The organism is Curvibacter fontanus, from assembly GCF_054780335.1.
Window position 1 is genome coordinate 208216 of record NZ_BAAGWN010000003.1, and the last position, 12570, is coordinate 220785.

General features: G+C 65.7%; 13 protein-coding genes and 1 riboswitch. Of the genes, 10 read left to right on the forward strand and 3 right to left on the reverse strand.

The annotated features are described in order from the left end of the window. Nucleotides 1-82: 82 nt before the first annotated feature. On the forward strand, nucleotides 83-907 hold the full coding sequence (locus ACYVH8_RS01570; protein ID WP_460487120.1) for a DUF4399 domain-containing protein: 825 nt from the start codon (nucleotides 83-85) through the stop codon (nucleotides 905-907). 10 nt (nucleotides 908-917) lie between these two features. On the opposite strand, the gene ACYVH8_RS01575 is transcribed toward ACYVH8_RS01570, so the two are convergent. After that, nucleotides 918-1733 carry an HAD-IIB family hydrolase gene (locus ACYVH8_RS01575; protein ID WP_460487121.1) on the reverse strand — a complete coding sequence of 272 codons (816 nt, stop codon included), beginning with the start codon at nucleotides 1731-1733 and terminating at the stop codon, nucleotides 918-920. Nucleotides 1734-1786: 53 nt separating this feature from the next. Between ACYVH8_RS01575 and ACYVH8_RS01580 the strand changes: the two genes are divergently transcribed. From ACYVH8_RS01580 to ACYVH8_RS01595, 4 genes are all read left to right on the forward strand, one after another. Beyond that, nucleotides 1787-2677, forward strand: coding sequence for an alpha/beta hydrolase (locus ACYVH8_RS01580; protein WP_460487122.1), 891 nt, complete (start codon nucleotides 1787-1789; stop codon nucleotides 2675-2677). A 69-nt stretch (nucleotides 2678-2746) separates the two neighbouring features. Continuing rightward, complete coding sequence (locus tag ACYVH8_RS01585) at nucleotides 2747-3067, forward strand: AbrB/MazE/SpoVT family DNA-binding domain-containing protein (RefSeq protein ID WP_460487123.1); 321 nt, start codon at nucleotides 2747-2749, stop codon at nucleotides 3065-3067. Between the two features lie 122 nt (nucleotides 3068-3189). Further along, entirely contained in the window at nucleotides 3190-3633 is a 444-nt protein-coding gene (locus tag ACYVH8_RS01590) for a putative toxin-antitoxin system toxin component, PIN family (protein ID WP_460487124.1), read from the forward strand. Nucleotides 3634-3764: 131 nt separating this feature from the next. Then, nucleotides 3765-4418 (forward strand): ankyrin repeat domain-containing protein, encoded by a 654-nt coding sequence (locus tag ACYVH8_RS01595; protein ID WP_460487125.1) that lies wholly within the window; start codon nucleotides 3765-3767, stop codon nucleotides 4416-4418. Nucleotides 4419-4504: 86 nt separating this feature from the next. Here the strand turns inward: ACYVH8_RS01595 and ACYVH8_RS01600 are convergent, their stop codons facing one another. Further along, on the reverse strand, nucleotides 4505-6136 hold the full coding sequence (locus tag ACYVH8_RS01600; RefSeq protein ID WP_460487126.1) for a peptide chain release factor 3: 1632 nt from the start codon (nucleotides 6134-6136) through the stop codon (nucleotides 4505-4507). Nucleotides 6137-6279: 143 nt separating this feature from the next. Between ACYVH8_RS01600 and ACYVH8_RS01605 the strand changes: the two genes are divergently transcribed. The 4 genes from ACYVH8_RS01605 to metF all read left to right on the forward strand — a co-directional run bounded on the left by ACYVH8_RS01605 (nucleotide 6280) and on the right by metF (nucleotide 10796). Then, on the forward strand, nucleotides 6280-7317 hold the full coding sequence (locus tag ACYVH8_RS01605) for an NAD(P)H-dependent flavin oxidoreductase (protein ID WP_460487127.1): 1038 nt from the start codon (nucleotides 6280-6282) through the stop codon (nucleotides 7315-7317). Between the two features lie 86 nt (nucleotides 7318-7403). Continuing rightward, nucleotides 7404-7564, forward strand: a riboswitch (S-adenosyl-L-homocysteine riboswitch). Between the two features lie 75 nt (nucleotides 7565-7639). Beyond that, nucleotides 7640-9067 (forward strand): adenosylhomocysteinase, encoded by a 1428-nt coding sequence (gene ahcY, locus ACYVH8_RS01610; RefSeq protein ID WP_460487128.1) that lies wholly within the window; start codon nucleotides 7640-7642, stop codon nucleotides 9065-9067. A 123-nt stretch (nucleotides 9068-9190) separates the two neighbouring features. Then, a complete protein-coding gene (locus ACYVH8_RS01615; RefSeq protein ID WP_460487129.1) occupies nucleotides 9191-9946 on the forward strand; it encodes a TlyA family RNA methyltransferase in 756 nt (251 codons plus the stop codon). 13 nt (nucleotides 9947-9959) lie between these two features. Beyond that, the gene (gene metF, locus ACYVH8_RS01620) at nucleotides 9960-10796 is read left to right on the forward strand and encodes a methylenetetrahydrofolate reductase [NAD(P)H] (RefSeq protein WP_460487130.1); all 837 of its coding nucleotides are present in this window, start codon (nucleotides 9960-9962) and stop codon (nucleotides 10794-10796) included. A 165-nt stretch (nucleotides 10797-10961) separates the two neighbouring features. Here metF and ACYVH8_RS01625 read toward each other — a convergent pair whose 3' ends face one another. Then, a complete protein-coding gene (locus tag ACYVH8_RS01625) occupies nucleotides 10962-11855 on the reverse strand; it encodes a 23S rRNA (adenine(2030)-N(6))-methyltransferase RlmJ (protein ID WP_460487131.1) in 894 nt (297 codons plus the stop codon). 69 nt (nucleotides 11856-11924) lie between these two features. Here ACYVH8_RS01625 and ACYVH8_RS01630 point away from each other — a divergent pair. Beyond that, the coding region (locus ACYVH8_RS01630) for a protein kinase domain-containing protein (protein ID WP_460487132.1) at nucleotides 11925-12570 on the forward strand (646 nt) is incomplete at its 3' end.

A 12570-nucleotide genomic window follows, 5' to 3' on the forward strand; every position in this document is an offset into this window, starting at 1 on the left:
CTGGGCTCCATGTCCATGCGATGCACGGGACTTTGCTTCCTGTTAGGCTTCGGGCGCCTTCCCTCCCGGCAGAAGAAAACGCATGAAGATCCGTCAACTCCTGTTCTTGTCACCGGCCCTTGCTGCCTTGTTCTTTGCGGTCCCGGCTGCTGCCCAGGGGCAGCCTTCCGGCGCGGATGCGCCCGAACTGGTGCCGCACCCCTGGGTGACGCTGCCCACCTCGCGCACGGCCGAGTCCTATTTCACCAACCTCAAGGATGGTGATGTGAAAGAGGCGCCGCTGGTGGTGCGCTTTGGTCTGTCCATGCGCGGCATCGTGCCCGCCGGCAAGACGGCGGGTCGCGCCGGCCACCACCACCTCTTGGTGAACCAGCCCCTGCCGCTGGATTTCAAGCAGCCTCTGCCCTTCACCGAAAAGTACATCCACTTTGGCAAGGGACAGATGGAGACCGTGCTGAACCTGCCGCCCGGCAAGTACGAGCTGCGCATGCTGCTGGCCGACCAGGGGCACATCCCCTTTTTCGTCTACAGCAAGCCCCTGCACCTGACGATCAGCAAGCAGAACAAGGACGTGACGCCGGCCAGCCTGCTGGGCCCTGCGCGCATCGAGATCATGAGTCCCGCCGACCGCGAGACGGTGCGTCCGCCTTTCCGCGTCCAGTTCCATGCCAGTGGTTACAACCTGGCCCATGTCGGCGGGAATGTGCCTGACACGGGCCACTTCCGGCTCAATATCGAACGTGCCGGCCGCAAGCCCGAGGTGCTGAACTTCACCGGCGGGCAGACGGAGGTCTGGCTCAATCCGCCGGCCGACGACTACACCCTGCGCCTGGAACTGGTGAGCACGACTGCGGGCAGCGTGACGGCGCGCGCCGAAGCGGTGAACCTCAAGGTCGCCGCGCGCTGAGGCGCTGCCTTCAGGTCTGCAGCAGGGCCCGCGCGAGCTCCGCGAAGCCGGCCCCGCGTTCGTTCTGTGTGATGTAGCGCGGCCGGTGGCTGAGCTGGGCTTCAAAGCGCCGGATATTGGCCACCCCCACGCTGCGCGGAAAGTGCTGGAACATCAGCTGGTCGTTGGTGGAGTCCCCCACATAGACCCAGCGCTCGATTTCCCCCTCCAGATCGCGACCCAGCAGCTCACGCACGATCCAGCGTGCGCCGGCCAGCTTGTCGTGGCTGCCGATCCAGCCGTTGATGTGGATGCTGCTGACCGTGGCCTGCAGGCCCTCGCTGCGCATGATCTGCACCACCCGTTCTATTTTTTCTGGCGGCAACTGCGTGAACTCGCTGTGGTCGATGGCGATGTCGGTCTCGCGGCCCGGACTGTCCTGCGCCAGCGTGGTCCCCGGCACCTCGCGCAGCACGCGCTGCGCCACCTGCTGCAGGCGCGCGTAGTTGGCGGCGCGGGAGGCAGCATCCTGCCGGTACAGCTTCTGTACTCCCTCTCCCGCCGGGAGAGGGGTGGGGTGAGGGCTGCTGCCTGTGCGAACCAGGGCCACGGCGCCGTTCTCGGCCACGATGGCGTCCACCGGCCAGCTCTGGGCAAAAGGCACGCTCCAGCCCACGGGGCGGCCCGTGATGGGGATGATGCGCAGGCCGGCGGTGCGCAGCGCGTGCAGGGCCTGCAGCGCGTCGGGGGTGATGGCGCCTTCGGTGGTCAGCGTGTCGTCAATGTCGGTCAGCACCCCGGTGATGCGGCGGCGTTCATCGAGGGGCCAGTGCGTAAGAGGCAGCATGCAGCGGATTTCAGGGAGAATTTGTCTCACTTTACTTGAGCAGGCGCGCGATCATGAAAACAGAAGAACTCCCGGTGCAGGGCGCCCAGCACTGGGTGGTGCAGGAAGGGCTGCGGCTCTTCATCTGGGAGAAATACCAGGGCGGCCCCCAGGGCAAGCCCGTGCTGGTGCTGGCCCACGGCTCGGCCACGGCCGGCCGCGAGAGCTTCGACCTCAAGGTGCCGGGCCATCCCGAGTACAGCCTCATGGACTTCCTCGCGCGCCGGGGTTTTGACGTCTTCGCGCCCGACATGCGCGGCTTCGGCAGCTCCACGCGGCCCGAGGGCCACATCTCGACCGAGCAGGCCGCTGGCGATCTGAACGATGTGGTGGACTTCATCTGCAAGTTGCGTGGCGTGACGCAGGTGCATCTGCTGGCCTGGTCCTGGGGCACGCAGTACGGCGGCCAGTTCGTCATGGCGCACCCGGCGAAGGTGAAACGTTATGCCGCTTATGCGCAGATGCATGCCGAGAGCCCCGATCTCAAGGCCCGGCGCGAGCGCCTGGCGACCTTCCAGCGCGCGCCTTACATCCGCATCACCGAACAAGGCTGGAAGCTGCGCTTCAACTCCATGACACCCGAAGAAGTCAACGACCCGGTGGTCATGGACGCCTTCGCGCGCTCGGCGGCCCTGGTCGAAATCAAATCACCGACCGGCCCGCAGGTGGACCTGCTGACGCGCCAGCCGCTGATCGATGCGACGAAGATCACAGTGCCGACCATGATGATCCACGGCCAGTACGACGACGTGGCGGACCTGGAAGGCCTGCTGCCTTTCTTCACGGCGCTGCCGAATCCGGACAAGCAGTACACCGTGATCCCGGAGGGCGGGCACATGCTGCATCTGCAGAAAGGGCATGCGCGCTTTCAGCGCGCGGTGGCAGACTGGTTCTCTGCGCCCTGAGCGCCGGCGTCACTGGACAAATGGTGGGGGAGTGACTAAAGTAAGGAATCCTTACTTTCCCCGCTTGCCATGCTCGCCAAGATCACCGCCAAGAACCAGCTCACCCTGCCCAAGAGCGCCACGCAGGCCGTGGGCGCCACGGAATATCTGGACGTGCAGGTGCGCGACGGGCAGATCATCCTGACGCCGGTGCGCATCCAGCGCGGCGACGCCGTACGTGCCAAGCTGGCCGAGTTGGGCCTGGGCGAGGCCGACGTGGCGGACGCTGTGCGCTGGGCGCGGACATCGGCTGTGGCGCCGATGGCGGCCGAGCCCGTCAAGTCCTACTCGGCAACGGCGAAGGCGCGCAAGAAGAAAACACCTGCCAGAAAAGCGGCGTCCAGGACATGAGGTGCGCGGTGCCGTCCACGTTCCCTCTCCCTCTGGGAGAGGGCTAGGGTGAGGGCAGCCATGCGACGCGTAGCCCTCGCCCCAACCCTCTCCCAGGGGGAGAGGGGGAAGGGAAGGTCGGCATGAGCGCGCCCCTGCGCGTGGTGCTCGACACCAACGTGGTGCTCTCCGCGCTGGTCTTCGGCGGCGGCCTGCCGGGCGCGGTACGCACGGCCTGGCAAAGCGGCACGCTGCGCCCGTTGGCCAGCGCGGCCACGGTGCAGGAGTTGGTGCGTGTGCTGGCCTATCCGAAATTCCGCCTCAGTGCGGCCGAACAGGAAGAACTGCTGGCCGACTACCTGCCTTATGTGCAGACGGCGCGCATCCCGCAGCCGCCGCCAGTGGTGCCGGCCTGCCGTGACCCGCTGGACGAACCTGTTATGCAGCTTGCGCTGGCGGGGAAGGTGCGTGTGCTGGTCAGTGGAGATAGGGATTTGCTGGCTGTGGCGGATGCTTTTGTGCGGGCGGGCGGTTGTCCCATCCTGAATCTGGAGGCGTTTTGCCGGCGGCAGTGGCTAGGTGTGTAATGCGCGATGGGGGCGAAGTAAAAGGCAAGGCAAGGCCAAACCCCGGGCCTCGCTGCTGAGACGCCTGATTACAGGCGAGATTTGGTCCCATCTGCATCTGATAAATTTTTAGATATCCGAAGAAGGCGCACATGAATCGATATAAGCAGACATTCAGTGATTACTCAACAGAATACCTGCTTGAACGGCGTGCTTTAGGGGACGAAATCGATGATGAAGCACATGCTGCTATAGAGGATGTACTTGCGGCAAGAGGGGTGGCAATACCTCCGCGCCCCACCGCACCGATTCTCGCTAGTTCAATCCAACGGCGCCCCCCACTCTTTAAGCAGTGGTCTTTTTGGGGAGGCCTGCTGTTGGCCTTGGTCGCTTTGGCTGCTGGCAAAGCGCTGGCACACACTTGGATTGGACTTGTATATACGGCTGGCTTTCTAGGGTACTACGCTGTTCGCCACCTGCGCCGTGGCGCAATGACCGAAGAAGAACTTCGCGAGGAAGATAACAAGAGGCGCATCAAAGAGGACGGCGTTACCGACCTCATGCTAATGGCTGCCGAGGGAAATCTCAAACGTGTTCAAGAACTTGTTGATTACGGTGCCTTAGTTAATGAGTGCAGTCATACAGGCGCAACTGCACTTATCTACGCTGCCCGTAATGGCCATAGAGACGTGGCTGAGTACTTATTAAGCGTCGGGGCTGACAAGTCCATTACTACCAATAAGGGATCAACGGCGCGATCTATCGCCGAGAGAAATGGGCATTCAGGGATCGCTGCAATTCTTTAGTTCGTTTCGAGCCAGAACACTCGGCTTTATGCTTTGACCTCTTCGGGATGGCGATGCACAGTGCACCGATGATGCCACATCAAAATCTATCCCGCGCTCTGCAACGCCAGCCCCGCATGCTCCCGCAGCGGATGGAAGTGGATCTTCGGAAACCGTTCTTGCGCCAGCCGCACGTCGTACGGTGAGGTGCAGAGGTAGGCCAGCGTGTCGGCCGCGTCGCGCGCCATGCGTGTGGGGTAGGCGTCGACAAAAGCCTTGAGCTCGGCCGGCGTGTCGGCCGTGATCCAGCGTGCGCCGGTGTACTGGCAGCCTTCGAGGCGCACATCGGCGTCGTATTCACCCTTCAGGCGGTGCTGCACCACTTCGAACTGCAGTTGGCCCACGGCGCCCAGCAGCATATTGCCGCCCATCTCGGGGCGGAAGACCTGGATGGCGCCTTCCTCACCGAGCTGGGCCAGGCCCTGCTGCAGCTGCTTGGTGCGCAGCGGGTTCTTGAGTACCACGGTCATGAAGAGCTCGGGGGCGAAGAAGGGCAGGCCGGTGTATTGCAGGGCGATGGAGCCGTCGGTGATGGTGTCGCCCAGCTGCACGCCACCGTGGGTGGTGAAACCCACGATGTCGCCGGCATAGGCCTCTTCCACCGCCTCGCGGCGCTGGCTCATGAAGGTCACCACGGACGTGGGGCGCAGCTCCTTGGCCGAGCGCTGCACCTTGAGCTTCATGCCCGGCGCGTATTTGCCGGAGCAGACGCGCACGAAGGCGATGCGGTCGCGGTGGTTGGCGTCCATATTGGCCTGCACCTTGAAGACCACGCCGGAGAAGGCGTTGTCGTCGGGCTGCATTTCCTTGACGACGGGCTGCTTGTTGACCACCAGCGAGCTGGTGCGCGGGCCGGGCGAGGGGGCCAGGTCCACCAGCGCGTCCAGCACTTCCATGACACCGAAGTTGTTCACGCCGGAGCCGAAGAACACGGGGGTCTGCTTGCCGGCCAGGAAGGCCGCGCGGTCGAAGGCGGGGGAGGCGCCGGTGGCCAGTTCCATGCTTTCCTCGGCGGCTTCGAACTCGGAGCCGAAGCGTTTGAGTAGCTTGTCGCGGTCGCTCAGCGGCACGGTGTCGAAATCCTGCGGGCGGCGTTCGCTGCCCGACTCGAAGACCGTCATGGCCTGGGTGCGCAGGTTGATGATGCCGCCGAAGCTCTTGCCCTGGCCCACGGGCCAGGTCATGGGCACGCAGGGCATGCCGAGTTCGCGCTCCACCTCGTCCAGGATGTCCAGCGGGTCGCGCACCTCGCGGTCCATCTTGTTGACGAAGGTGATGATGGGGGTGTCGCGCTGGCGGCAGACCTCGATCAGGCGGCGGGTCTGGGCTTCCACGCCGTTGGCCGCGTCGATCACCATCAGCGCCGAGTCCACCGCGGTCAGCACGCGGTAGGTGTCTTCGCTGAAGTCCTTGTGGCCGGGGGTGTCGAGCAGGTTGATCACGTGCTCGCGGTACTGCATCTGCATCACCGAGCTGGCCACCGAGATGCCGCGCTGTTTCTCGATCTCCATCCAGTCCGAGGTGGCGTGGCGCGAAGCCTTGCGCGCCTTGACCGAACCGGCGATCTGGATCGCGCCCGAGAACAGCAAGAGCTTTTCCGTCAGCGTGGTCTTGCCGGCGTCGGGGTGCGAGATGATGGCAAAGGTGCGGCGGCGCCGCGTTTCGGGGGCATGGGACACGGAAATTCCAGCTTTTGTGGGTGCGGGCCGGGCGGCCCGCGTCAGGCGGGCAGTGCGCGGCGCTGGTGGCGCCCGGACTGCAGACCCGTGATTTTATCCGGCAGGCCCCGGGCTATAGTCGGGCCTGCCGCAGGAGGAGACGCATGACGCTGCAAGAGTTGCTGGGTATCGAGCTTCCGGTGATCCAGGCCCCCATGGCGGGCGTGCAGGGCAGCGCGCTGGCGATTGCGGTGTCGAATGCCGGGGGGCTGGGTTCGCTGCCCTGCGCCATGCTGGCGCCCGAGGCCCAGCGGGCCGAGCTGGAAACGATACGCGCGCAGACCGCGCGGCCCTATAACGTCAATTTCTTCTGTCACCGCCCCCCCGAGCCCGATGCCGCGCGCGAGGCGGCCTGGCGCGCCGCGCTGGCAACGTATTACGCAGAGTACGGCATTGATGCGGCCACGATACCGACCGGTCCGGGGCGCCGGCCTTTTGACGCGTCAGCGGCCGAGCTGCTGGCCGAGTTCAAGCCGCCGGTCGTGAGTTTTCATTTCGGCCTGCCCGATGAAACCCTGCTGGCGCGCCTGCGCAGCTGGGGCGCGAAGATTCTGTCTTCGGCCACCACGGTGGACGAGGCGCGCTGGCTGGAAGCGCGCGGGGTGGACGCCATCATCGCCCAGGGCCTGGAGGCCGGCGGGCACCGCGGTATCTTTCTGAGCGAGGACCTGAGCACGCAGGTGGGCACCTTTGCCTTGCTGCCACAGATCGTGCGCGCCGTGAAGGTTCCTGTCATCGCGGCAGGGGGTATCGCCGATGCGGCGGGCGTCCGGGCGGCCTTGTCCCTCGGGGCCGTGGCGGCGCAGGTGGGCACGGCTTACCTGCTGTGCCCCGAGGCCCGGACCAGCGCGGTGCACCGTGCCGCCCTGCAAAGCGAGGCCGCCCGGCACACGGCCCTGACCAATCTCTACACCGGCCGCCCGGCACGCGGCATCCTGACCCGCCTGATGCGCGAGCAGGGGCCCTTGAACGCCATGGCGCCGGCTTTTCCCCTGGCCACGGCGGCCGTGGCGCCGCTGCGTGCCCAGGCCGAGGCGGCCGGCAGCGGGGACTTTTCGCCCCTCTGGGCTGGGCAAAACACCAGTGGCTGCCGTGCCGTGCCTGCCGCGCAGTTGACGCGGGAATTGGGCTGCGCTGAGTAAGCCCTGGAGAGGGGCTTACTCAGCGCAGCCAATTGGCCGTTGATCGGAAAGCCTGCACGGGGCCGGCCGGCTTCGTATAATCACGGCTTTCCGAGGAGCGTTGCGGCTCGTCCCGCCTGTTTCACCAGGCCGACGGGTTAGGCTCGGATCCCGGGGCTGGGGAAGGCCTGAGCAATTCTCATCATGCGCACGGTGAGAATTGCTCAGGCCTTCCCAGTGCCCCGCTTCCCAACTGCGCTCACCCACCAGTCTGCTGTGAGGTGAGCCTGTCTTTCCTCTCCCGACTCCGGTGGCGTACCAACCGCTTTGCATTGGAGTTCATATGAGCGCTGTTCTCAAACCCACCAACGATTACGCCGTGCGCGACCTGTCCCTTGCCGCCTGGGGCCGCAAGGAAATCAAGATCGCCGAAACCGAGATGCCCGGCCTGATGGCCATCCGTGAGGAGTTCACCAAGAGCCAGCCGCTCAAGGGCGCGCGCATCACGGGCAGCATCCACATGACCATCCAGACCGCCGTGCTGGTGGAGACGCTGCAGGCCCTGGGCGCCAGCGTGCGCTGGGCCTCGTGCAACATCTTCTCCACGCAGGACCATGCCGCCGCCGCGCTGGTCGAGCAGGGCACGCCGGTGTTCGCGCACAAGGGCGAAACGCTGACCGAGTACTGGGACTTCACCCACCGCATCTTCGACTTCGGCCCCAAGGGCAGCGCCGGCGAAGGCCCGAACATGATCCTCGACGACGGCGGCGACGCCACGCTGCTGATGATCCTGGGCCAGAAGGCCGAGAAGGACCCGTCGGTCATCAGCAAGCCCGCCAGCGAGGAAGAGACCTGCCTGTTTGCCGCCATCAAGGCCAAGCTGGCCGTGGACCCGACCTGGTACACCCGCAAAGCCGCGCAGATCATCGGCGTGACCGAAGAGACCACCACCGGCGTGCACCGCCTCAAGGAAATGAGTGCCAAGGGCACGCTGCCCTTCCGCGCCATCAACGTCAACGACTCGGTGACCAAGAGCAAGTTCGACAACCTCTATGGTTGCCGCGAGTCGCTGGTGGACGGCATCAAGCGCGCCACCGACGTGATGATTGCCGGCAAGGTGGCCGTGGTGGCCGGTTACGGCGACGTGGGCAAGGGCTCGGCCCAGGCTCTGCGCGCCCTGTCGGCCCAGGTCTGGGTGACCGAAATCGACCCCATCAACGCCCTGCAGGCCGCGATGGAAGGCTACAAGGTCGTGACCATGGAGTACGCCGCCGACAAGGCCGACATCTTCGTGACGACCACGGGCAACAAGTCCATCATCACGCACGACCATATGAAGGCCATGAAGGACCAGGCCATCGTCTGCAACATCGGTCACTTCGACAACGAGATCGACATCGCCTCGATCGAGAAGTACAAGTGGGAAGAGATCAAGCCCCAGGTCGATCACGTGATCTTCCCGGACGGCAAGAAGATCATCATGCTGGCCAAGGGCCGCCTGGTGAACCTGGGCTGCGGCACGGGCCACCCGAGCTTCGTGATGTCGAGTTCCTTTGCGAACCAGACCATTGCGCAGATCGAGCTCTACACCCAGCCGCAGAAGTACACGCCGGGTCAGGTCTACGTGCTGCCCAAGCACCTGGACGAGAAGGTCGCGCGTCTGCACCTGAAGAAGGTCGGCGCCATGCTGACCGAGCTGACGGACGAGCAGGCCGCCTACATCGGCGTGTCGAAGCAGGGCCCGTACAAGCCCGATACGTACAGGTATTGAACACCCCCGTGCGCCTGCGGCGCCTCCCCCTCAAGGGGGCGACACCAGCGGCCCGGCAAAGCCGGTTCCGCGGTGTCTCCCGACTGGGGGTGGGCGTGTGAAGCGCTACTTCCATCCTCATCTATGCGCATTGATCAACTGCTGGTCCAACGCCAACTCGCCAGCACCCGCTCCCAGGCCCAGCGCCTGATTTCGGGTGGGGTGGAGTGGTTGCAAGGCGAGGCGTGGAAGCGCGTTGTCAAGAATGGTGACGAGGTGCCGGACAGCGCGGAGCTGCGCCTGCTCGACGATGCCGAGGCCCGTTATGTCTCGCGCGGCGGGCTCAAGCTGGAGGCGGCGCTCAAGCACATCGGTCTGAACGCCAAGGACAGGGTTTGCCTCGATGTCGGGCAATCCACCGGCGGTTTCACCGATTGCCTGCTGCAGGCGGGTGCGACGCGCGTGGTGGGGCTGGACGTGGGGCAGGCGCAGTTGCACCCGCAGCTGCGCGAGGACCCGCGCGTGCTCTGCATCGAGAAGCTTAACGCGCGTGATGTGCAGGCAGTGAGCGAGGCCCTGGAAGGCGAAGCGCCGGATGGCGGCTTCGACCTGCTGGTGGGCGACCTGTCCTTCATCTCGCAGACCCTGGTGCTGCCGGCCGTCGTGCCGTGGCTCAAGGGCGGTGGGCATCTGCTGATGCTGGTCAAGCCGCAGTTCGAGTTGCAGCCGGGTCAGGTGGGCAAGGGCGGCATCGTGCGCGACGCCGCGTTTTATCCGCAGATCGAGCAGCGCCTGCGTGATGCCTGCGCCGCCCTGGATCTGGCGGTGCAGGACTGGTTCGACTCGCCCATCGAAGGCGGCGACGGCAACCGTGAGTTTTTCATCCACGCGATCAAATGAAGAAGAGGCCCCGATGAGCCCGCAAGTTTTACCCCTGAGCATCGAGTTTTTCCCGCCCAAGACCCCCGAGGGGGTGGACAAGCTGCGCGCCGTGCGCCAGCAGTTCAAGGTCCTGAAGCCCGAGTTCTGCTCGGTGACCTATGGCGCCGGCGGCTCCACGCAGGAAGGCACGTTTGCCGCCGTGCGCGAGATCCTGGCCGAGGGCATGGACGCCGCTTCGCACATCTCCTGCATCGGGGCCACCCAGGCCACCATGCGCGAGAACCTGACCACGCTCAAGGCCATGGGCGTGAGGCGCCTGGTCACGCTGCGCGGCGACCTGCCCAGCGGCTATGGCGCCGGCGGCGAGTTCCAGTACGCCAGCGATCTGGTGGCCTTCATCCGTGCCGAGACCGGTGACTATTTTCACATCGAGGTGGCGGCCTATCCGGAAGTGCACCCGCAGGCCAAGTCACCGGCGGCCGATCTGCAGGCCTTCGTGGCCAAGGCCCGGGCCGGCGCCGACTCGGCCATCACGCAGTATTTCTACAACGCCGACGCCTATTTCCGTTTTGTCGAGGAGGCCGACGCGCTGGGCGTGCAGCTGCCCGTGGTGCCGGGCATCATGCCCGTCACCAGCTCCACGCAGCTCATGCGTTTCAGCGATGCCTGTGGCGCCGAGATTCCGCGCTGGATCCGCCTGCGCCTGCAGGCTTATGGCGACGACACGGCATCGATCAAGGCTTTCGGCCTGGACGTGGTGAGTGAGCTGTGCGAACAGCTGCGCGCCGGCGGCGCCCCGGCCCTGCACTTCTACAGCATGAACCAGAGCGCAGCCACGCTGGAGATCTGCAAGCGCCTGGGGCTCTGAGCGCGTCCGCTTGGCGGGCAGGGCTGCGCGTCACCAGGTCGATGCCGGGCAGCACCCGGGCCATGCCCCAGAGGTGAAAAGCGCTCAGCCCTTCACCCAGCACCAGCCAGGCCAGAAGCGTGGCATAGATGGGGCTCAGGTAGAGCACCACGCATGCCCTGCCGCTCAGCCGCCGCTGTCCAGCGTGAAGCCGGCGTTGCGGTCCTGGCCCAGCCGCTTGACCAGCTGCGGCAGCGCCGGTTGCAGCAAACCCTTGAGTGTGTGCGGCGGGTTGATCACGAACATGCCGCTGGCCGGCAGGCCAGGGCGCTTGGCCTCGCCCTGGGCGGCGGCCACGCTCAGCTTGCTGGACTTGACCGTCAGCGTGGCGTGCAGCCAGGGTTTGCCGAGCTTGGTGGCCAGGGTCTTGAGCTTGCGCGGCAGGTCGTGTGCCTCGGGCCGCGGGATGATGGGATACCACACGGCATAGGTGCCGGTGGCGAAGCGCTTGAGCGCCTCGGTTGCCATGGCCACCACGCGCGCGTAATCGTTCTTGATCTCGTAGCTGGGGTCGCACAGCAGCAGGGCGCGGCGCGAGGGTGGGGGCAGGAACTTGCTGACGCAGCCGAAGCCGTCTTCGCGCAGCACAACCACCTGGCGCCCGGCATGGAGCTGCGCCACATTGGCGTCCAGGGTCTTGGCATCGGTGGGGTGCAGCTCGTAGAGCTTGAGCAGGTCGTGTTCGCGCAGCAGGCGCTGGATGATGAAGGGTGAGCCGGGGTAGACGCGCCAGTTGCTCTTGCTGTTGAAACTGGCCACCAGGTCCAGGTAATCCTGCAGGGCGGGGGCCAGCGCTTCCTCGCTGTCGGAGGCCAGCAGGCGCTGGATGCCTTCGGCGGCTTCACCGCTGGTGTCGGCGAACTCGCTGTCGAGCCGGTACAGGCCGGCGCCGGCGTGGGTGTCGAGCACCGTGAGGGCGGCCTCTTTCTGCGTCAGGTGGCGCAGCAGGGCGATGAGCACGGTGTGCTTGAGCACATCGGCATGGTTGCCCGCATGGAAGGCATGGCGGTAACTGAACATGGTAAGAGGATGTTAATGACGGGGCGGCCGTGTCCGGGACGCCTGCGTTCCATGCAAGAATCATCCGTTATGGCCGATATTGTCTCTGATCCTGTCCAGCCTGCGACGCCCAGGCCGGCACAGCCGGTGTCGCACGTGGACGCCCTGCCGCCCGGCACGCGCCTGGCCGAGTTCGAGGTCCAGGGCCTGCTGGGGGTGGGCGGTTTCGGCCTGGTCTACCGGGCTTACGACACCTCCCTGCTGCGGGCCGTGGCCATCAAGGAGTACATGCCGGCGGCCCTGGCCGCGCGGCTGGACGGCACTTCGGTGTCGGTGCGCTCCTCGGCTGACCAGGCCACCTACCAGTCCGGCCTGCAGTCCTTCATCGCGGAAGCGCGCCTGCTGGCGCAGTTCGACCATCCCTCCCTGGTCAAGGTCCACCGTTTCTGGGAGGCCAACAACACGGCCTATATGGTCATGCCCCTGTACAGCGGCATGACACTCAAGCAGGCGCGCGCCCAGATGGCATCCCCCCCGCCGGAAGCCTGGCTGCGCAGCGTGCTCTGGTCCGTGCTGCAGGGCCTGCACGTGCTGCACCGGAACGATACCCTGCACCGCGACGTCTCGCCCGACAACATCTTCCTGCAGGACATGGGGCCGCCCGTGCTGCTGGACCTGGGGGCGGCACGGCGTGCCATCAGCGACAAGTCGCACAAGCTCACCGCCATCCTCAAGG

Excerpts from the sequence above, each read along its gene's own strand:
- ACYVH8_RS01570 (WP_460487120.1), top strand. The coding sequence starts at position 83 with ATGAAGATCCGTCAACTCCTGTTCTTGTCACCGGCCCTTGCTGCCTTG.
- ACYVH8_RS01575 (WP_460487121.1), bottom strand. The coding sequence starts at position 1,733 with ATGCTGCCTCTTACGCACTGGCCCCTCGATGAACGCCGCCGCATCACC.
- ACYVH8_RS01580 (WP_460487122.1), top strand. The coding sequence starts at position 1,787 with ATGAAAACAGAAGAACTCCCGGTGCAGGGCGCCCAGCACTGGGTGGTG.
- ACYVH8_RS01585 (WP_460487123.1), top strand. The coding sequence starts at position 2,747 with ATGCTCGCCAAGATCACCGCCAAGAACCAGCTCACCCTGCCCAAGAGC.
- ACYVH8_RS01590 (WP_460487124.1), top strand. The coding sequence starts at position 3,190 with ATGAGCGCGCCCCTGCGCGTGGTGCTCGACACCAACGTGGTGCTCTCC.
- ACYVH8_RS01595 (WP_460487125.1), top strand. The coding sequence starts at position 3,765 with ATGAATCGATATAAGCAGACATTCAGTGATTACTCAACAGAATACCTG.
- ACYVH8_RS01605 (WP_460487127.1), top strand. The coding sequence starts at position 6,280 with ATGACGCTGCAAGAGTTGCTGGGTATCGAGCTTCCGGTGATCCAGGCC.
- ahcY (WP_460487128.1), top strand. The coding sequence starts at position 7,640 with ATGAGCGCTGTTCTCAAACCCACCAACGATTACGCCGTGCGCGACCTG.
- ACYVH8_RS01615 (WP_460487129.1), top strand. The coding sequence starts at position 9,191 with ATGCGCATTGATCAACTGCTGGTCCAACGCCAACTCGCCAGCACCCGC.
- metF (WP_460487130.1), top strand. The coding sequence starts at position 9,960 with ATGAGCCCGCAAGTTTTACCCCTGAGCATCGAGTTTTTCCCGCCCAAG.
- ACYVH8_RS01625 (WP_460487131.1), bottom strand. The coding sequence starts at position 11,855 with ATGTTCAGTTACCGCCATGCCTTCCATGCGGGCAACCATGCCGATGTG.